Source organism: Streptomyces sp. NPDC086777 (assembly GCF_040702065.1).
In the GTDB taxonomy this organism is placed as follows: Bacteria; Actinomycetota; Actinomycetes; order Streptomycetales; family Streptomycetaceae; genus Streptomyces.
In genome coordinates, this window is record NZ_JBFBJI010000032.1 from 67,290 (window position 1) to 87,210 (window position 19,921).

At 69.9% G+C, this 19,921-nt stretch carries 11 protein-coding genes; 9 read left to right on the forward strand and 2 right to left on the reverse strand.

Translation table 11 applies throughout. The annotated features are described in order from the left end of the window. The first annotated feature begins 219 nt into the window (after positions 1 to 219). From AB0472_RS34420 to fxsT (AB0472_RS34455), 8 genes are all read left to right on the forward strand, one after another. Entirely contained in the window at positions 220 to 1,137 is a 918-nt protein-coding gene (locus tag AB0472_RS34420; protein WP_366362383.1) for an SDR family oxidoreductase, read from the forward strand. Then, positions 1,137 to 2,012 (forward strand): amidohydrolase family protein, encoded by an 876-nt coding sequence (locus tag AB0472_RS34425; RefSeq protein ID WP_366362385.1) that lies wholly within the window; start codon positions 1,137 to 1,139, stop codon positions 2,010 to 2,012. Before AB0472_RS34420 ends, AB0472_RS34425 begins: the two co-directional genes overlap by 1 nt. 10 nt (positions 2,013 to 2,022) lie before the next feature. Further along, on the forward strand, positions 2,023 to 3,549 hold the full coding sequence (locus AB0472_RS34430) for a long-chain fatty acid--CoA ligase (RefSeq protein WP_366362387.1): 1,527 nt from the start codon (positions 2,023 to 2,025) through the stop codon (positions 3,547 to 3,549). Then, complete coding sequence (locus tag AB0472_RS34435) at positions 3,546 to 4,001, forward strand: MaoC family dehydratase (RefSeq protein ID WP_366362389.1); 456 nt, start codon at positions 3,546 to 3,548, stop codon at positions 3,999 to 4,001. The genes AB0472_RS34430 and AB0472_RS34435 overlap by 4 nt, the downstream gene beginning before the upstream one ends. Positions 4,002 to 4,390: 389 nt before the next feature. Then, positions 4,391 to 6,538 (forward strand): FxsB family cyclophane-forming radical SAM/SPASM peptide maturase, encoded by a 2,148-nt coding sequence (locus AB0472_RS34440; RefSeq protein ID WP_366362391.1) that lies wholly within the window; start codon positions 4,391 to 4,393, stop codon positions 6,536 to 6,538. Between the two features lie 50 nt (positions 6,539 to 6,588). Next, on the forward strand, positions 6,589 to 7,320 hold the full coding sequence (locus AB0472_RS34445; RefSeq protein WP_366362393.1) for an AAC(3) family N-acetyltransferase: 732 nt from the start codon (positions 6,589 to 6,591) through the stop codon (positions 7,318 to 7,320). A 91-nt stretch (positions 7,321 to 7,411) separates the two neighbouring features. Then, the gene (locus tag AB0472_RS34450) at positions 7,412 to 8,722 is read left to right on the forward strand and encodes a TIR-like protein FxsC (RefSeq protein WP_366362394.1); all 1,311 of its coding nucleotides are present in this window, start codon (positions 7,412 to 7,414) and stop codon (positions 8,720 to 8,722) included. Continuing rightward, on the forward strand, positions 8,706 to 12,743 hold the full coding sequence (gene fxsT / locus AB0472_RS34455; RefSeq protein WP_366362396.1) for an FxSxx-COOH system tetratricopeptide repeat protein: 4,038 nt from the start codon (positions 8,706 to 8,708) through the stop codon (positions 12,741 to 12,743). Before AB0472_RS34450 ends, fxsT (AB0472_RS34455) begins: the two co-directional genes overlap by 17 nt. Here the strand turns inward: fxsT (AB0472_RS34455) and AB0472_RS34460 are convergent. Then, the gene (locus AB0472_RS34460) at positions 12,736 to 13,644 is read right to left on the reverse strand and encodes an alpha/beta hydrolase (protein WP_366362398.1); all 909 of its coding nucleotides are present in this window, start codon (positions 13,642 to 13,644) and stop codon (positions 12,736 to 12,738) included. The genes fxsT (AB0472_RS34455) and AB0472_RS34460 overlap by 8 nt on opposite strands. Positions 13,645 to 13,810: 166 nt before the next feature. On the opposite strand from AB0472_RS34460, the gene fxsT (AB0472_RS34465) reads away from it, so the two are divergent. After that, positions 13,811 to 17,854 carry an FxSxx-COOH system tetratricopeptide repeat protein gene (gene fxsT, locus AB0472_RS34465; RefSeq protein ID WP_366362399.1) on the forward strand — a complete coding sequence of 1,348 codons (4,044 nt, stop codon included), beginning with the start codon at positions 13,811 to 13,813 and terminating at the stop codon, positions 17,852 to 17,854. Between the two features lie 384 nt (positions 17,855 to 18,238). Here the strand turns inward: fxsT (AB0472_RS34465) and AB0472_RS34470 are convergent, their stop codons facing one another. Then, positions 18,239 to 19,909, reverse strand: coding sequence for a histidinol-phosphatase (locus tag AB0472_RS34470; RefSeq protein ID WP_366362401.1), 1,671 nt, complete (start codon positions 19,907 to 19,909; stop codon positions 18,239 to 18,241). Positions 19,910 to 19,921: the final 12 nt, after the last annotated feature.

Sequence of the window (19,921 nt, forward strand, 5' to 3'; positions counted from 1 at the left end):
CGCGTCGATCGAGGTCGGGTTCTCGGTGTGCTGGCGGGTGATGGCGGGCTCCCTGGTCCGGGCCCCGGCGGCGGGGCGGTCTGTCGCACGGATTCCAGCATGAGGCACCCATGGGTCGACAACAACTATTGACGACAACAATTATTGCTCTTAGCTTCGATCTCGGAAGCCGCCGGTGGCCCCCCGGGGCCGCCACCCTCGTCTGTGAAGGGACCGACCGTGCCCACCATCGATCTCACCGGCAAGGCCGCCGTCGTCACCGGCAGCGGCCGGGGCCTCGGCCTCGCCTATGCCCACGCCCTCGCCGCCCACGGCGCCTCGGTGGTCGTCAACGACGTGGACGAGAGCGTCGCCGAGCAGGCAGTGAAGTCCATCGCCGAGGCCGGCGGCACCGCCGTCGCCGAGGTGGTCCCGGTCGGCACCGCGGAGGCCGCGGACCGCCTCGTGAACCGGGCGGTCCAGGAGTTCGGCCGCCTCGACGTCCTGGTCACCAACGCGGGCATCCTGCGCGACAAGGTGCTCTGGAAGATGACCGACGACGACTTCGACGCCGTCGTCACCACCCACCTCAGGGGCACCTTCACCTGCGCCCGCGCCGCCGCCGTCCGGATGCGCGAGCAGGGCGAGGGCGGCACCCTGATCCTGGTCGGCTCCCCGGCCGGGCAGCGCGGCAACTTCGGCCAGACCAACTACGCCGCCGCCAAGGCCGGTGTCGCCGCCATGGCCCGCACCTGGTCGATGGAGCTGGGCCGGGCGGGCATCACCGTCAACGCGATCGTCCCGGTGGCCGCCACCGCCATGACCGAGACCATCCCCGCCTTCGCGCCGTACGTCGAGGCCATGCGGAACGGCGAGCCGCTCCCGGGCTTCCTGCGCAGGGGCGAGGGCTTCGGCACCCCCGAGGACTGCGCGGCCCTCGTTGCCTTCCTGGCCTCCGAGGCCGCCCGCTCGATCACCGGCCAGGCCATCGGCATCGGCGGCGACAAGGTGGCACTCTGGTCGCATCCGCAGGAGATCCGGGCCGCCTACGCCGACGGCGGCTGGACCCCGGAGACCCTGGCCGACGCCTTCCCCACCTCGGTCGGCGCCGAACTCCAGACGGTCGGCATCCCGGCGCCCGTACTCCCGGAGGCGTGATGGACATCGAGGCCCTCACCGCGATCGACGTCCACACGCACGCCGAGGTCTCCTCCCGGGGGCACTCCGGCCTCGACGACGACCTGCACGACGCCTCCGCCGCCTACTTCAAGGTCGAGGGCGACCGGAAGCCGACCATCGAGGAGACCGCGGCCCACTACCGGGAACGGAACATGGCCGCCGTGATCTTCACGGTGGACGCCGAGTCCGCCACCGGTACCCCGCCCGTCCCCAACGAGGAGGTCGCCGAGGCCGCGGCCGCCAACCCCGACGTCCTGATCCCCTTCGCCTCCGTCGACCCCTTCCGCGGGAAGGCGGGAGTGCGCCAGGCCCGCCGCCTGGTCGAGGAGTACGGGGTGAAGGGCTTCAAGTTCCACCCCAGCATCCAGGGTTTCTTCCCGAACGACCGCGCGGTGGCCTACGGCCTCTACGAGGTGATCGAGGAGACCGGCACCATCGCCCTCTTCCACACCGGCCAGACCGGCATCGGCGCCGGCGTGCCGGGCGGCGGCGGGATCCGGCTGAAGTACAGCAACCCGCTGCACGTGGACGACGTGGCCGCCGACTTCCCGCACCTGAAGATCATCCTGGCGCACCCGTCCTTCCCCTGGCAGGACGAGGCCCTCGCCGTCGCCACCCACAAGCCGGGCGTGCACATCGACCTGTCCGGCTGGTCGCCGAAGTACTTCCCGCCGCAGCTCGTGCAGTACGCCAACACGCTGCTCCGGGACAAGGTGCTGTTCGGCTCCGACTTCCCCGTCCTCACCCCCGACCGGTGGCTCGCCGACTTCGCGAAGCTGCCGATCAAGGACGAGGTCCGGCCGAAGATCCTCAAGGAGAACGCCGCCCGCCTGCTCGGGCTGACCAAGCCGTAAGGGACCGCAGATGCGCAACGAGGGACTGGGGTCGTGGCCCGCACGCCGGGCCCGCAAGACCCCGAACCGCACGGCACTGGTGTTCGGCGGGCAGCCGACCGACTACCGCACCCTGCACGCCCGCACCGCCCGCCTCGCCCACGCCCTGCGCGCCCGGGGCATCCGCCGCGGCGACCGCGTCGCCTACCTCGGCCCCAACCACCCCGCCTACCTGGAGACCCTGTTCGCGGCCGGCCTGCTCGGCGCGGTCTTCGTCCCCCTCAACACCCGCCTGGCCGGCCCCGAGATCGCCTACCAGCTCGGCGACTCCGGTGCCAAGGCCCTCCTCTACGGCCCCTCGCACGCCGGCCTGGTCGCGGGCCTGCCCGGCACCAGTGACGTCCGGACGTACGTCGAGGTCGGCCCGGAGTACGAGGAGCTGCTGGCGGCCGCGGCCGACGACCCGATCGACGAACCGGTCCTCCCCGACGACACCTGCATCATCATGTACACCTCGGGGACGACCGGCCGCCCCAAGGGCGCGATGCTCACGCACGCCAACCTCACCTGGAACGCGCTCAACGTGCTCGTGGACACCGACCTGATCGCCGACGAGCGCGCCCTGGTCTCGGCCCCGCTGTTCCACACGGCGGGCCTCAACATGCTCACCCTGCCGGTCCTCCTCAAGGGCGGCACCTGCGTCCTGGTGGAGTCCTTCGACCCGGACGCCACCTTCGACCTGATCGAACAGCACCGGATCACCTTCATGTTCGGGGTCCCGACCATGTTCCACCAGCTGGCCCGCCACCCCCGCTGGCCGGACGCCGACCTGTCCTCGCTGCGCATCCTCACCTGCGGCGGTTCCCCGGTCCCGACCCCGCTGATCGCCGCCTACCAGGACCGCGGACTGACCTTCCTGCAGGGCTACGGCATGACCGAGGCCGCGCCCGGCGTCCTCTTCCTCGACGCCGAGCACGCTCTCAGCAAGGCGGGCTCGGCCGGCGTACCGCACTTCTTCAGCGACGTTCGGGTCGTGCGGCCGGACCTGACGCCGGTCGACGTCGGCGAGCCCGGCGAGGTCACGGTCCGCGGCCCCCATGTCATGCCCGGCTACTGGGGGCTGCCGGAGGAGACCGCGGCCTCCTTCGCCGACGGCTGGTTCCGCAGCGGGGACGCGGCCACGGTCGACGAGGACGGCTACGTCTTCATCGTCGACCGCCTCAAGGACATGATCATCTCCGGGGGCGAGAACGTCTACCCGGCCGAGATCGAGGACCTGCTCCTCGCCCACCCCGGCATCGCGGAGTGCGCGGTGATCGGCGTGCCGGACGACAAGTGGGGCGAGGTGCCGCGCGCGGTGGTCGTGCCCCGCGAGGGCACCGTCCTCGACCCCGAGGAGGTGCTCGCCTCGCTGGCCGGGCGGCTCGCCAAGTACAAGCTCCCCACCTCGGTGGTGCTCGCCGACGAACTCCCGCGCACCGCCTCCGGAAAGCTCCTCAAGGCCCGCGTGCGCAAGCGCTACGGCTCTCCCGACTCCCAGCCAAGGAACGCCACATGACCGTCACCGTCAACGGCCTCGCCGAACTGAAGAAGCTCGCGGGCAGCGACCTGGGCAGCAGCGACTGGATCGAGGTCACCCAGGACCGCATCGACACCTTCGCCGACGCCACCGGCGACCACCAGTGGATCCACGTCGACCCGGAGCGGGCGGCCGCGGGCCCCTTCGGCGCCCCGATCGCCCACGGATACCTCACCCTGTCGCTGTTCATCCCCCTGTTCACCGAGCTGCTGGACGTCCGGGGCGTCACCACGAAGGTCAACTACGGCCTCAACAAGGTGCGTTTCCCCTCCCCGGTGAAGGTCGGCTCCCGCATCCGCCTGACCGGCCGCCTCACGGAGGTCCAGGACGTGCCGGGCGGCGTCCAGATCACCGTGGACGGGACGATCGAAATCGAGGGCGCGACCAAGCCCGCCGCGGTGCTGCAGAGCCTGTCGCGGTTCTACGCCTGACGGGGTCCCCGCGGGGGCTCGCGGTGTCCTCTGCCGGCGACCCGGGAACGAAACATGGCGAACGCGTCGGTCAGCAACGGAGATTGGAGGGCGGTACGGTTTTCTCGCTGACATACGTCATGTTGCCGTCATAGTGAACACTGCTGTGACAGACCCATGCGCCGAGGGAGAGCCGTGACCATTCCAGCAAGGACCACCGCGGCAACGATCAAGCAGTCGATGATCGCCGCCGGGTCCCCCGGGGCCGAACTGCGTCTTGACACTCCGTCCCACCCGAAGAGCGCTCGCGGAGTGCGGCGGGCCCTGGCATCCACCCAGGCGGTCAGGAGAGCAGGAGTGACGTTTCAGTCCTCCATCTGAACGCACCTCTGTATCCGGCCGGTGCCGTCATGACCAGCCCCGTTGTCCCGTTGCAGCAGCTTGTGCTGAAAGTGCACAGCCGGTGCGATCTCGCGTGCCGGCACTGCTACGTCTACGAGCATGCCGACCAGAGCTGGGCATCCCGACCTCGGGTGATCTCCGAGGACATCGTGTCCCGGACGGCGCGGCGCCTGGCGGAGCACGCCGAGGCCCATGGGCTCGCCTCCGTCCAGGTCATCCTCCACGGAGGCGAGCCCCTGCTGACCGGTCCCACCCGTTTACGGTTCGTCTGTGAACAACTGCGCGCCGCGCTGCACGGTGTGAGCGACCTCGATCTCCGGATCCACACCAACGGCCTCCAGCTCACCGAGCGTTATCTGGACCTGTTCGCCGAGTACGACGTCCGTGTCGGCATCTCACTCGACGGCGACCGTGCCGCCAACGACCGCCATCGCCTCTACCGCGACGGCCGCAGCAGTCACGACAGGACGCTCGCCGCGATCGGCCGTCTCCGCCAGGACCGCTACCGCCACCTCTTCGCCGGCCTCCTGTGCACGGTCGACGTCCGCAACGATCCCGTCGCCGTCTACGACGCCCTGGCCCGGCTGCAGCCCCCACGCATCGACTTCCTCCTCCCACACGCCACCTGGGACGCCCCGCCGCTGCGCCCCGAGGGCCCGGACACCCCGTACGCCGACTGGCTGCTCGCCGTCCACGACCGGTGGACCGAACAGGGCTGCCCGATGCCGGTCCGGCTCTTCGACTCGGTGATCAGCACCCTCGGCGGAGGCCCCGCCCGCACCGAGTCACTGGGCCTGGAGCCGGCCGACGTCGTGGTGATCGAGACCGACGGCACCTACGAACAGGCCGACTCCCTCAAGACGTCGTACGACGGAGCGCCGGTCACCGGCAAGAACGTCTTCGAGCACAGTCTCGACGAGGTCTCCCGCCACCCTGGCATGACCGCACGCCGGCGTGGGATCGACGGCCTGTCCACCCTGTGCCGCCGTTGCCCCGTGGTCAGATCCTGCGGCGGCGGGCTGTACGCACACCGATACCGCGGCGACGACAGCGGATTCGACAACCCGTCGGTCTACTGCGCCGATCTGAAACGGCTCGTCGAGGCGCTGGGTGACCGCACCGGTATCGACATCCGCCGCCCGCTCGACGGTTTCGACGCTCTGGCGGACGGCACGGACGACGGCACCGCCGTGATCGCCCTCGTCGAGGTCCGACAGGGCGTCACCCTGGGTCTCCTGAAGGAGCTCAACACTGCACTCCGTCATTCCGACAGAAAGGTGTGGGATCCCGCGTGGCAGCTCGCCCTCGACCTGCAAGCGCACGACGCGGTACGGCTCGCGGCGCTCCTGGTGCACCCCTTCACCCGGTCCTGGGCCGTGCGTTGCCTCGACGGCGCGGCCTCGCCCGACCACTTGGCCTCACTGGTCGCCGCGACAGTTCTGCCCACCGGCATGGTCGACGCAGTTGAGGTACCGGTGACGAACGGCTTCGTCGAACTGCCCGGAGTCGGCAGGCTGCACCACGAAGGAGTCCGCGGAACGGTCCGGCTGACCCCGGGCGACCTGAGCGGATCCCGGTGGGAGCCGGTACGACGGCTGAAGCTGGGACAGCTGGAACTCGCTCTGGACGATATCGATCCGTACCGGGACTGCTTCGACGCCCCGGTGAAGTCGCGGCTGCCGGACCACGATGCGGCGCTCTGGCGCGAAGTACTGCCCCGGGCGTGGGATGTGATCGCCCGGACCCTGCCGGGCGTAGCGGCGGGCATGGCGACCGGGCTCCGAGTGCTGACTCCGCTCGCCGCCCCACCCGGCTGTCGCCCCGTCGCCGCCGGCAGCGGGTTCGCCGCCCTGGGCCTCCATCTGGAAGTCGGGGGTTCTCACGCCACCGAACCGGCCCGGGTCGCAGCCGATCTGGTCCGCGGCTTCCGGCTCGGACTGCTGGACGTCCTGCTCGACGAGTGCGAGCTCTACGACGAGCGGGACACTCGGACCGGCGTCCTGCTCGCCGACGTCTACGCACGCGTCGCCACCGACGCCCTCTTCGGTATCCCGTCGGCCGCCGGTACCGGGGCCAAGTGGCGCGCACTGTCGGAGTCCGACGCACTGACGGTACTCGGCCGAAGGTTCGTCGATGGTATGGGGCGGTCGCTGTGAGCGGGGGTGTCGAGGGACACTCCCTCGCCCGCAGCATTGTGGACCTGGGCGTGCGCCCGGGAGACACCCTCCTCGTGCATGCCTCCCTGCGTCGAGTCGGCTCCGGCCCCGGGGCCGTCCTGGCCGCTTTGCTCGACGTACTCGGCCCTGAAGGAACCGTCGTCGTCCCGGCATTCACCGCCGGGAACTCCGACACCTCTCCGGACTACCGCGACCGCACCCGAGGCATGACGCATCGCCAACGGGTCCTGCACCGTGCGTCGATGCCGCCGTTCGAGCGGGACAGGACGCCGTCCGAGAGGATGGGACGGTTCGCCGAGGTCGTGCGCTGTGCCCAGGGAGCGGTACGCAGCGCTCATCCGCAGACCTCGTTCGCGGCCCTCGGGGCGCGGTCCGGAGAACTGATGGCATGCCACGACGAGGAGTGCCACCTCGGGGAGCGCTCGCCGCTCGCACGACTGGAGCGGGCCGGCGCGCACGTGCTGCTCCTCGGGGTCGGGTACGAGGTGTGCACAGCGTTTCATCTCGGTGAATACCGGCTCCCGGACCCCCCGCGTCGGCTCTACCGATGTGTTGTGCTGCGCGACGGAGCGCGGACATGGATCTCGTACGAGGATGTCGCTCTCGACGACCGTGACTTCGGGTCTCTGGGTTCCGAGTTCGAGGCCGGCGGGACGGCAGCGGTCGCACGGGGGCGGTTCGGCGACGCGCAAGCGGTGTTGTTCCCGCTCGCTCGAGCCGTGGAGTTCGCCGTCTCATGGCTGGCCGAAAATCGTCAGTAGCGCATTGTCGCGGGACGGTCACAACGAGCTGAGGGGTCCTTACACTGAGTGTCCGTGGTGCGCAGGGCAGGGCCGGGGATCGGGGGAGCGCGTGCAGCCGACGGAGCCGATGGGGGCGGACGACACCGCGCCCTACTTCTTCCTCAGCTACGCCCATGTGCCCCGGGACGAGTCCGACGCGTCCGATCCGGACATGTGGGTGCACCGGCTCTTCCGTGATCTGTGCGAGCACATCCGGGCGATGACGACAGTGCAGGCGGGAGCGGCGGGCTTCATGGACCGGCGGATGAGGGCCGGTCAGATCTGGAACCGGGAACTGGCGAACTCGCTGACGGGCTGCCGGGTCTTCGTGCCGCTGTACTCGCCCCGCTATTTCATCAGCCCCTGGTGCGGCAAAGAGTGGACCACGTTCGGGCTGCGGGAGGCCCGATACATAGAGCCGACACAATACGGGTTGCCCAGCGCCGTCGTGCCGGCCCTGTGGGTGCCGGTGCCGGATCACCGGCTTCCCGACTGCGTTCGGGAGATCCAGTTCTACGGGCCCGAACACAGCGCGAGATACCGGATGTTCGGACTCTACGGACTGGCCAAGCTCAACTCCTTCCGCAGCGAGTACCAGAAAGCCGTGCTGCATCTCGCCAGACGCATCGTGGAAGTGGGAGAGAGCATAGTGGTGCAGAAGGGCGACCCGGGTGCGTTGCACACCGCGCAGGACGCGTTCACGCTGCGCCCGCGAACCCGACCGACGACCGGCCGCAGACTGCGGATAAGCGTCGCGGCCGGTTCGCGTCGGCGGCTGCCCGACGGGCGTAGTCCTGATTACTACGGTGACACACCGCTGGATTGGCGGCCCTATCAGCCCGAAATGCCGCGCCCGCTGGGTCAGATGGCCTCCGACATCGCGGAGGAGCTCGAATTCCAGGCTGACGTGCAAGAGTTCGATCACCTGCGGGGCCCGTCCGACGGCCCGGAAGTGCTGTTGCTAGACCGCTGGTGGCTGCACGACCCCGACCACCGAGCACGTTTGGGTGAGTTCGATGCCGACGACAGGAAGGCGACCGGACTCGTGGTGCCCTGGAACAGCGCGGACCCGGACGATGATGCGGACGGGCGCGACGCGGCCACCGAGGTCGAGTCCGCCCTGCCGCGCCGCACCCACCGTCAGACGCAGGCCGGTCGGCCGACCGTACTGGGGCCGGACGGCCGGTCGTTCAGCGACGAGTTTCCGCGCGTCGTGCACTGGGCGGCAGCCGAGTACCTGAAACGGGCCCCCGTCCGGACCCCGCCCGGCGATGCTCCGCCGCGCTTCCGCCTCGGCGCGGTGGACAGTCGGGACGGCCGGTCATCGAAGGGACGCGGGCAGGAAGCCGGGGAGGAAGGCCACGATGGTCAGCTTCGATGAGAAAGGCCGCAGTGAAGGCCGGATCGTGACGTTCTACTCCTACAAGGGCGGCACCGGTCGGACGATGGCCCTGGCGAACGTCGCCTGGATCCTGGCCGCCAACGGCAAACGCGTCCTGGCCGTCGACTGGGACCTGGAGGCACCCGGACTGCATCGCTTCTTCCACCCGTTCCTCGACCCGGCCACCATTGGTGCGACCACCGGTGTCATCGACATGCTCGCCGACTACACCTGGGAAGCCACCGACGACGGTGAGGGCGAGCGCGAGCCCCGCCCCGACGGCTGGCACCGCGAGTACGCCCGCATCCAGCGCCACGCCGTGTCCTTGGAGTGGACGTTTCCCGAAGGCGGCACACTCGACATCGTGTTGGCCGGCCGGCAGAACCGCGACTACTCGGCGATGGTCACCACCTTCGACTGGGACAACTTCTATGGCCGGCTCGGCGGCGGACTGTTCTTCGACGCGCTGCGCGAAGAGATGCGCCGCGCCTACGACTACGTCCTCATCGACAGCCGTACCGGGTTCTCCGACATCGCCGACATCTGCACCGCCCACCTGCCCGACGTGCTTGTGGACTGCTTCACCCTCACCGACCAGAGCATCGATGGGGCGGCCAGGGCGGCACGAGACATCTCCGAGCGGTTCAACAGGCGCCGGATCCGCATTCTGCCCGTGCCGATGCGCATCGACGAGGGGGAGAAGGAAAAGGCCGATGTGGGCCGTTCACTGGCCCGGGCAAGGTTCCACGGATTCCCGTCCGGCATGTCGGAGGACGAACTCGCCTCCTATTGGGGGTCGGTGGAGGTCCCCTACCGCCCCTACTACGCCTACGAGGAGACCCTGGCCGTGTTCGGCGACGCGGCCGGCACCTCGGCGTCTCTGCTGGCGGCCTTCGAGCGGCTCACCCGTGCGATCTCCGACAATGCCGTGACCGCATTGCCGCGCATGGTGGAGGACGTACGACTGGACATCAAACGGAAATTCACCCGGACACGCTCCTCGTTCTCCGTCGACGTGCATCTCAGCTATGTCGCCGAGGACCGGATGTGGGCCGAGTGGATCGCGGCCGTGCTGGCACGAGCGGGGCTCCGGGCGGTGCTGAGGTACGTGGGCCGCGAGGGCGACGGCGCGAAGACACCCGCAGATCGGACCGTGGTCATCGTGTCGCCGTCATACCAGCGTTCGGCGCGCGCTCTGCAGGTGTGGGAGACGGCCGCCGGGAACGACCCCACCGGACGTCGCCAGGTACTCGTGGTACGCGTCGGTGACGTCCTCCCGGCACGGCCATCCAGTGAGTGGGCTGCGGTCGACCTGGTGCGCAGTAACGCGGAGGACGCCGCCGACCAGCTGCTGCGGGCCCTGGGCAAGCCGACGCCGCGTGCCGAACTCGCCGACGCCGACGTTCGCTTTCCGGACCTCGTGCCCAGGATCTGGAACGCCTCGCCGCGCAACACCTCTTTCACGGGCCGCACCGCGGTTCTTGAGCACCTGCGCGACCGCTTCGACGCTCAGGCGTTCGGCGACTCCCGGACGCCGTACACCCTCTATGGCCTCGGTGGTGTCGGCAAGACACAGATCGCACTGGAGTACGCACACCGCTTCGCGGCCGCCTACGACCTGGTGTGGTGGATCCCCGCCGAGCAGGGCGAACTCATCGTGTCCGCGCTTGCGGATCTCGGTTCGACACTGGGCCTGCGGGTCGGCGAGGACGCGACGCAGGCTGCCGAGCAGGTATGCGCGTACTTGCGGCACAGGAGTGCGACGCTGCGCTGGCTGCTGGTCTTCGACAACGCCGACGAGCCGCACGAGGTCAGCCCCTACCTTCCCGGCGGTGGCCATGTATTGATCACTTCCCGCAATCGGAACTGGCGAGAGCACGGCGAAGCGCAGGAAATCGCTCCCTTCCTTCGCGAGGAAAGCATCGACCACCTGCTGCGCCGGGTCACCGGACTCACCGCCGAGGACGCCGACCGGGTCGCCGAGGCCCTGGGGGACCTGCCCCTCGCCGTGGAACAGGCCGGCGCCTGGCTCGCCGAGACCGGGACGCCTGTCGGCGACTACCTCACCGAACTGGAGCAGCAGATCGAGAGGACCCTGTCATCCAGTCAGCCTGCCGACTATCCGCAGCCCGTCGCCGCGACGTGGAACGTCTCCATCGAGCGCCTCAACGAGCGCTCGCCGGCCGCCGTCCGGCTGTTGCAGCTCTGCGCGTTCTTCGCAGCCGAGCCGATCTCCGACAAACTGCTCTACGGTGACGAGATGATCCGCGTCCTCGCGGCCAAGGATCCCTCGCTGCAGGAAAAGGTGGTGCTCGGGCGGGTGATTCGCGAACTGGGCCGGTTCGCTCTCGCCAAGGTGGAGAGCTCGCCGGGCTCCATCCAGGTCCACCGGCTGGTGCAGGCGGTCGTCCGCTCCCAGCTGACAGTCCGGGAACAACGAGAGTCACAGCACGTTGTGCACCGCATTCTCGTCGACGCCCGTCCTTCGGGCGAAGAACCCATCGACGACCCCGAGAACCAGCCGGTGTACGCGGCGATCTGGCCCCATCTCGATGCGTCCGAGGCCAGCACCTGTGATGAACCCGAGACCCGCCAACTCCTCATCGACCGCGTCCGTTACCTGTGGAGACGAGGGGACCTCAGCGCCGCCTTCGCGATCGGCGAAGAGCTGCGGACACAGTGGGAGGCCCAGGTCGAGCTGAGCCGCGAAAGGATTGCCGGGGCGGGGGAATCCGGCGAGACGAGCCCTTCGGTCTCCGCGGACGGCCACGTGCCGCGCGAGCTGTCCGAGGAACTGCGCTATCTCACCAGTCTCCAGATCCAGCTGCTGCGCCTGCGCTTCCACATCGCCAACGTGATGCGTTCCCTGGGCAAGTTCGAGAAGGCCGCGGCGCTGGGCTCGGCCACGCTGGAGGGCCAGCGCGAACTGCTGGCCGCCGGGCATCCGCACATCCTGATGACCGCCAGCGGCCTCTCCGCCGACCTCGGTGCCATCGGCCGCCTGGACGCCGCACTGACGATGGCCACCGAGGCGTATCTCGGCTTCAAGGAGGACTTCGGCGACGACCACCCGCGTACTCTCAGCGCCAACAACAACCGCGCGCTGTGCCTCAGACTGCTCGGCCGTTACACCGAGGCTCGCGACATCGACGAGACGATCTACTACCGACGGCGCAATGACCTGGGCGCTCAGCATGCGCACACCCTCATCAGCCTCTCCAACCTGGGGCGAGACCTCCGTGAGGTCGGTGAATACGCCCCTTCCGCCTCCCTGCTGCGCGGTGCCTACGACGCCTACCGGGAACGGTTCGGGGAGGTCTATCCCGAGACCCTGCGCGTCGCCAAGAGCCTTGCGGTCTCACTGCGCAAGGCGGGCCAGGTGGACGAGGCGAGAGCGCTGACCTTGCAGACGCGCGAGTACTACCGGTCACGGGGCACCCCCACGACCACACCGGACGTACTGGACTGCATCCTCAATTACGCAACCGACCTGTATGCCACCGGGGACACCCAGGCCGCCCTTGAGCAGGCCGAGAACATCGTGCGGGACTACAAGGAGGTGTTCGGAGACGCTCATCCGTCCACACTGGCCGCGGTGAACGACCTCGGGATCTTCCTGGACGGGGCCGGCGAGGCCGACAGGGCGCGGACGCGGCTGGAGAAGAACTTCGGAATGCTGCGGAAGATTCTGGGCGACGGCCACCCGTTCACGCTGGCCTGCACCGTCAACCTCGCCAACGCTCTGGCGGGAACCGGGGAGTTGCAGAAGGCGGAGGAACTGGAACGCATGGCGATCGCCGGGTTCCAGGAAGCCTTTGGGCGCAAGCATCCTGACAGCATTCTGTCGCGGGCCAACCTGGCGGTGACGCTGCGGTCGCTGCAGCGGATTCCGGAGGCAGACCAAATGCAGGAGAACGCGCAAGCCGAACTCGAACGGTTGCTGGGGCCGGAGCATCCGCAGACGGAAAGGGTGCGGGAAGGCAAGCGCGTCTACCGGGACCTTGAACCTCCCACTATCTGACGAGACGCCACATGATCTCCGGCACCGACTGGCGTCTGCGGCTGAGCAGCCAGGACACGACGTCGGGAAGCACCCGCAGCGAGGCGAAGTGAGCCGCCCGGGGGTGCAGTACGGCCGTGCCGCCAGGGATGCGATCGGCAAGCCAGCGAGTATGACTGACCGGTGCGAACACGTCCTTCTCACCGTGCCACAGCAGGACGGGCACGGAGATCGAGTCGAGGGAGAAGCCCCAGGGCGCGCAGAAGGACAGCGCGTCGTCCACCCATCCGTCGGCCGAGACGCGCAGCGCCTCCCGGTAATTGTCCATCAGCATCGTCCGGATCCGCGCGTCGGCCACCACGCGCCTGTCCGACTCGGTGAGATCGCAGCGCAGTTGGGTGAGCAGGCGGCGCGGGTCGGCGCGGATGGCAGCGGACCGTTCGCGCAGGCTGGCGGCGAGCTTCTCGGGCCCGGCAAGGGCGTGGGCGTACTCCTGCACGTTGGAGGTGGCCATGCCGGCGAACCAGTCCAGGCCGTCGGCGTCGCGCGGGGCGATGCTGACCAGTACGGCGACCCGGGTCACCCGCTCCGGCATCAGGGCAGCACAGGCCAGAGCGTGTGGGCCGCCGCCGGAGCGACCGACCACGGCGAACCGGTCGATGGCGAGAGTGTCCGCGATGGCGGCGACGTCGTTGGTCGCATGCGCGACCTGACGGTTGGGGAGCCGGTCGGAGCGGCCGTAGCCGGGACGGTCGTAGCTGATGAGCCGCACCCGCTGGTGGTAGAGCTCCATCGGTCGGGGCGTCGGGCCCAGCCGACTGCCCGGTGTGCCGTGCAGCAGGAAGACGGGGGATCCCTGGGGATCTCCGGTGATCTCGACGGCCAGGCGACGCCCGTCACTCGTGTAGACGTCGGTATGCATGCGCGGCCTCCTGGAGCCTGTGCCAACTGCGATATGACCTGTCGTCGTGAAGAAGCCAACCCCATGGTGAACCAGATGATCCTGATAGATCCGGCCTTTGCGACATCACAGGACACGCGTGGCGCGGCGCCGGTGCACCGAGCACACAACGAAGGGGGAGTCCGCCGTGAGCGTCCGTGACGCATCGGATGGCCGCGCAGGCCGGATCGTGACGTTCTACTCGTACAAGGGCGGCACCGGACGGACGACGTCCCTGGCGAACGTCGCCTGGATCCTCGCCGCCAACGGCAAACGCGTGCTCGCCGTCGACTGGGACCTGGAGGCGCCGGGGCTGCACCGGTTCTTCCACCCGTTCCTCGACCCGGCCACCGCCGGTGCGACCACCGGCGTCATCGACCTGCTCACCGACTACGCCTGGGCGGCCACCGACGTCGACGAGCCGCGCCCCGACGACTGGCACCGTGAGTACGCCCGCATCCAGCGGCACGCCGTCTCCGTGGAGTGGCCGTTCCCCGGGCCGGGCACCCTCGACCTGGTGTCCGCGGGGCGGCAGAACCGCGACTACTCCGCGGTCGCCACCTCCTTCGAGTTCGACAACTTCTACGAACGGCTCGGCGGCGGCCTGTTCCTGGACGCGCTGCGCGAGGACATGCGGCGCAACTACGACTACGTGCTCGTCGACAGCCGTACCGGACTCTCCGACATCGCCGACATCTGCACCGCCCACCTGCCCGACCTGCTCGTCGACTGCTTCACCCTCAGCGACCAGAGCATCGACGGCGCGGCCGCGGTCGCCCGTGACATCCGCGACCGGTTCCACCACCGCCGGATCCGCATCCTGCCCGTGCCGATGAGGATCGACGAGGGCGAGAAGGAGAAGGCGGACGCGGGCCGCTCGCTCGCGCGGGCCAAGTTCGAGGGGTTCCCCTCCGGGGTGGCCGAGGACGAACTCGCCTCCTACTGGGGATCGGTGGAAGTGCCCTACCGCCCCTACTACGCCTACGAGGAGACCCTGGCGACCTTCGGGGACGAGGCCGGCAACCCGACCTCCCTGCTCTCCGCCTTCGAACGGCTGACCAGCGTGATCAGCGACCAGGCCGTCACCGCCCTGCCGCGCATGGACGACGACGTACGCCTCGGCATCAAACGGAAGTTCACCCGCACCCGCTCCGCCCTCCCCGCCGATCTGCACCTCAGCTACGTGGCCGAGGACCGGATGTGGGCCGACTGGATCGCGGTGCTGCTGTCCCGGGCCGGGTTCCGGGTGATCCCCAAGTACGTCGGCGGCGAGGGCGACGGTGCCGAGAAGCCCGCGGACCGCACCGTCGTCGTGGTCTCCCCGGCCTACCAGCGTTCCGCGCGCGCCCGCCAGGTCTGGGAGACGGCCACCGGCAACGACCCCACCGGGCGCCGTCAGGTCGTCGTGGTCCGGGTGGGCGACTTCCGTCCGGCACCCACGTTCAGCGAATGGGCGTCGGTCGACCTGGTGCGCACCAACGAGAAGAACGCTGCCTCCGCGCTGCTGCGGGCCCTTGGCAAACCGCCGCTGCCCGTCGAGCTCTCCGATGACATGATCACGCCCGACGCGCGCTTCCCGGACACCGTCCCCCGGATCTGGAACGCCTCCCCGCGCAACGCGACCTTCACCGGCCGCAGCGCCCTGCTGGAACGCATCCGCGACGACATCGGCAGCAGCGGCTCCGGCTCCTCCTCGGCGGCCTACGCGCTGTACGGCCTCGGCGGGGTGGGCAAGACCCAGATCGCGCTGGAGTACGTCCACCGGTTCGCCGCCGACTACGACCTGGTGTGGTGGATCCCCTCCGAGCAGAACGAGCTGATCGTCTCCGCGCTCGCCGACCTCGCTCCCAAACTGGGCCTGCGCGTTGGCGACGATGCGGCCCAGGCCGCCCAGGAGGCCCGCGACCACCTGCGCCAGTCCTCCCCGACGCTGCGCTGGCTGCTGGTCTTCGACAACGCCGACGAACCGCAGGAGGTCAGCCGTCACTTCCCCGGCGGCAGCGGCCACGTCCTGGTCACCTCCCGCAACCAGACCTGGCTGCAGTACGGCGACGCCCTGGAGATCGACCCGTTCCTGCGCGAGGAGAGCGTCGAGCACCTGCTACGTCGCGCGGCGGGCCTCACCGCGGAGGACGCCGACCGGGTCGCCGAGGCCGTCGGCGACCTGCCGCTGGCGCTGGAACAGGCGGGCGCGTGGCTCGCCGAGACCGGCACCCCGGTCGACGAGTACCTGGTGGAACTCGGCGAACAGGCCCAGCGCGTCCTGTCGTTCAGCATGCCCGCCAACTACCCCGAACCCGTGGGCGCCACCTGGAACGTCTCCATCGAACGCCTCAAGGAACGCTCCCCGGCCGCCGTGCGTCTGCTGCAGCTGTGCGCGTTCTTCGCCGCCGAACCGGTCTCCATGAAGCTGCTCTACGGCGACGAGATGATCCGGGTCCTGGCCGCCGAGGACCCCTCCCTCCAGGAGAAGATGGTGCTCGGCCGGGTCATCCGGGAGATCGGCCGGTTCGCCCTCGTCAAGGTGGACCGCTCCCCGGGCTCCATCCAGGTGCACCGGTTGGTGCAGGCGGTGATCCGCTCCCAGCTCACCCCCGTGCAGCAACTGGAGGCGCAGCACGTCGTGCACCGCATCCTGGCCGGCGCCCGGCCCTCCGGCGAGGAGCCCATCGACGACCCGGAGAACCAGTCCACGTTCGCGGCGATCTGGCCGCACCTGGACGCCTCCGAGGCCAGCACCTGCGACGAGCCCGAGACCGGCCAGCTTCTCATCGACCGCGTCCGCTACCTGTGGAAACGCGGCGACCTGAACGCCGCCCTGGCCTTTGCCCAGGGCCTGCGCACCCTGTGGGAGGGACAGCTGCAGACCAGCCGCGAACGCGTCGCGGAGCTCACGGCGTCCGGCAGCCAGGCCGTCCGGCAGGCGGTCGTCGACGGCCGGGCGCCGCGCTCCCTCCCCGAGGAGAAGCGCTACCTCACCAACCTGCAGATCCAGCTGCTGCACCTGCGGTTCCACATCGCCAACGTCCTGCGCTCGCTCGGCAAGTACGTGGAGGCGGAGAGGCTGGGCTCCGAGACCCTGGCCAGCCAGCGCGCACTGCTCAGCCCCGGGCATCCCCACATCCTCATGACCGCCGGCGGCCTGGCGACGGACCTCGGCAGCGTGGGCCGCTTCAAGGACGCCCTGGAGATGGCCACCGAGGCCTACCTCGGTTTCAAGGAGAGCTTCGGCGAGGACCATCCGCGCACCCTCAGCGCCGACAACAACCGTGCCGTGTGTCTGCGGCTGCTCGGCCGCTTCAACGAGGCGCGCGACGTCGACCAGGAGATCTACGACCGGCGCCGCAACGACCTGGGCGCCCAGCACCCCCACACCCTCATCAGCATCACCAACCTGGGCCGCGACCTGCGCGAGACCGGCGAGTACGACGCGTCGATCTCACTGCTGCGCAGCGGCTACGAGTCGTACAAGAACCTGTTCGGAGAGGTGTATCCGGAGACCCTGCGTACCGCGAAGAGCCTGGCGGTCTCGCTGCGCAAGGCCGGCGTCGTCGAGGAGGCCCGGACCCTGACCCTGCAGACCCGCGAGCACTACCGGCTGCGCGAGATCCCGCCGTCCACGCCGGACGTGCTGGACTGCACCCTCAACTACGCGATCGACCCGTACGCCACCGGCGCCCGCGAGGAGGCCCTCGCGCAGGCCCAGGACATCGTGCGCCAGTACCGGAGGGCACCCGGCGAACAGCATCCGGCGACGCTGGCGGCCGTGAACAACTGCGGGATCTTCCTCCGCGGGTCCGGTGCCGCCGAACAGGCCCGCACGCTGCTGGAACGCAACCTGGAGACGCTGCGCAGGGTGCTCGGCGACGGTCACCCCTACACGCTGGCCTGCGGGGTGAACCTCGCCAACACATTCGCGGAGCTGGGCGAGCTGCACCGGGCGGAGGAACTGGAGCGGCTCGCCGTCGCCGGTTTCCAGGCGGCCCTCGGGCAGAAGCATCCGGACACCGTCGTCTCCCGGGCCAATCTCGCGGTGACCCTGCGCGCCCTGCGCCGGATCCCGGAGGCGGACCAGTTGCAGGAGAGCGCACAGGCTGAGCTGGAACGGCTGCTGGGCAGGGAGCACCCGCACACCATGACCGTCCGGGAGGGCAAGCGGATCCACCGGGACCTGGAGTCGCCCCTCGTGTGAGCCCTCAGCCGCGGTCGGCGGCCAGCCGGCTGCGCCCGCCCAGCAGCCAGGTCACGATGTCCGTGAGTAACCCCGGGGAGTGCAGAAGGACAGCGCGTCTTCGCCCCGGCCGCCGGCGGAAACGGCCGGCGCTCACGGTGGTTGCGCACCACTGTGGCCGGCGACCCCTGGGGATCGCCGGCCACCTCCACCTCCAGGCGCCGCCCGTCACCGGTGTACACCTCGGTACGCATCCGCGGCCCCCTCGAAGCCCCGTCCACTGCGGCATGCCCTGCTGTGGTGCAACGGTCCTTCCCCATGGTGACCCAGATCACCCGGGTTCGTAGGGCTTTGGCGATATCGCGGTGGCGCGGGTGACGGAGCCGGGCCCCGCCCGGAGTCGTGTCAGGAACCCACCACGTCCACGAAGACCGGGTTCGAGTAGAACCAGGTGTCCGCCCACGGGTCGCCGTTGCCCGGCTCGTGCGGGATCGGGCCGTGCGGGTCGATCGCCGCGCCCAGGTAGCCGGTGCCGTTGCGCTTGCCGTCGCTGCCGCGCAGCCGGACGTAGAACGACTCGTCACCCGCGGTGAGCGGGATGCGCAGGGTGTAGGTGCCCCTGCGGTCCGACACGTCCTTCGACTGCACGACCCTGGTGTCCGGTGCCTGCCAGCTGTCGCGGTCGGCGGCCGGACCGCGCACCGCGCCCCGGATCACGTCGACATGCGCCAACTGGGGAAGGATCCCCTGGGCGTTGACCCGGGACGCGGTCGTCACCGTGACGTTCAGGGTGATCCGTTCGCCCTTGCGGACGCGCAGCCGGCCACCCAGCGTGACACCGGTGCCGTGGTCGCAGTCCCGCTTCAGCCGGACGTCGAGGCCGTCGAGCAGGTGCCCGTGGTCCAGCCAGACCCGGCCCGCGCGCAGGCCCGCCATCACCGCACGGTACCCGTACCGGGTGACGCCGACGTGGGTACGGCTGAACTCGCCGGGCCAGAAGTCACTGCCGGGCTGTGGGGTGTCGGTGTTCACCGGGTCGGGCAGCTTGCCGGTGTTGTCGAAGTTCTGCCCCGCCGGCCAGTCGCCGTTCTTCCAGGTGTCGAAGACGGTGCGGTGGTTGTCGGAGTTGGTGGTGATGGTGAACGGGCGGCCCTCGGACAGCATCGCGTCCCACAGGCCGCCGACCGTCGCCGTCGCCCAGTCGAAACCGCCGTAGGTGAGGTACGCGTCCGCCGGGTAGCCGGCCCAGGACTGAGCGGAGGGTTTGTTCTCGTACTCGCCGCGGATCGAGGTGGCCCCGCGCCAGCCAGGGATCGCGGCACCCTGGGCGCCGGGCGCGCCTTCCATGCCGATCATGATCTCGGCGGCCGCGTCCCGCCAGTTGCGCATCTCGTGCGGGGAGTCGATGCCGAGCCGCAGCGGGTGGTTGGCGAGGACCAGGACGTCGTCGACGTAGCCGGTGCGGCGCTGCTCGGCGAGCCACTGGATGGCCTTGACGGCGTGTGCCTCGTTGCGGACGGTGTCCGTGGCGCCGGCCGAGCCCTCGGTGTAGCCGAGGAGCTTGCCGTCGTAGGCCAGCTCGAACTGCGTGAGCAGGTCGGTCTCGTGCGGGCCCGGCGCGGCGAACACCGTGCAGTGCTCGGCGGCCGGGATGTACCACTCCAGGCCCTGGAAGATCAGCTGGCGGGGGTTCTCGGCACGTGCCCTGAGGATCTCCGCGTGCTCCATCTTCGCGCCGTAGTAGGCGTGCCCGAAGTTGGAGTGCTCGTTGAACACCATCCAGTCCAGGCCGTACGTCGCGGCGGCCCGGGCCTGCTGGGAGAACGTGTACTTGGCGTCGTGGCTGTACACGGAGTGCACGTGGTGGTCGCCGACCAGGTAGGCCAGACGCGGGTCCTCGCCGCCCAGGCCCCGGCCGGGCGCGGCGAACGCCGGGGTCGCCGCCGACCCGAGCGCGAACGCGGCGCCGAACAGGCCCGCACGGCGCAGGAGTCCACGCCGCGACATGCCCTGGGCGTCGAGATCGGCGGGGGAGACGGCAGGGTCGGCCCAGGCGGGCAGCTGCTGCTCGGTCATGAAGATGATCCT

Bases quoted from the DNA above. Each gene is read 5' to 3' on its own strand.
- AB0472_RS34470 (WP_366362401.1), bottom strand. From the start codon at position 19,909: ATGACCGAGCAGCAGCTGCCCGCCTGGGCCGACCCTGCCGTCTCCCCC.
- AB0472_RS34440 (WP_366362391.1), top strand. From the start codon at position 4,391: ATGACCAGCCCCGTTGTCCCGTTGCAGCAGCTTGTGCTGAAAGTGCAC.
- AB0472_RS34425 (WP_366362385.1), top strand. From the start codon at position 1,137: ATGGACATCGAGGCCCTCACCGCGATCGACGTCCACACGCACGCCGAG.
- fxsT (WP_366362396.1), top strand. From the start codon at position 8,706: ATGGTCAGCTTCGATGAGAAAGGCCGCAGTGAAGGCCGGATCGTGACG.
- AB0472_RS34430 (WP_366362387.1), top strand. From the start codon at position 2,023: ATGCGCAACGAGGGACTGGGGTCGTGGCCCGCACGCCGGGCCCGCAAG.
- AB0472_RS34460 (WP_366362398.1), bottom strand. From the start codon at position 13,644: ATGCATACCGACGTCTACACGAGTGACGGGCGTCGCCTGGCCGTCGAG.
- AB0472_RS34435 (WP_366362389.1), top strand. From the start codon at position 3,546: ATGACCGTCACCGTCAACGGCCTCGCCGAACTGAAGAAGCTCGCGGGC.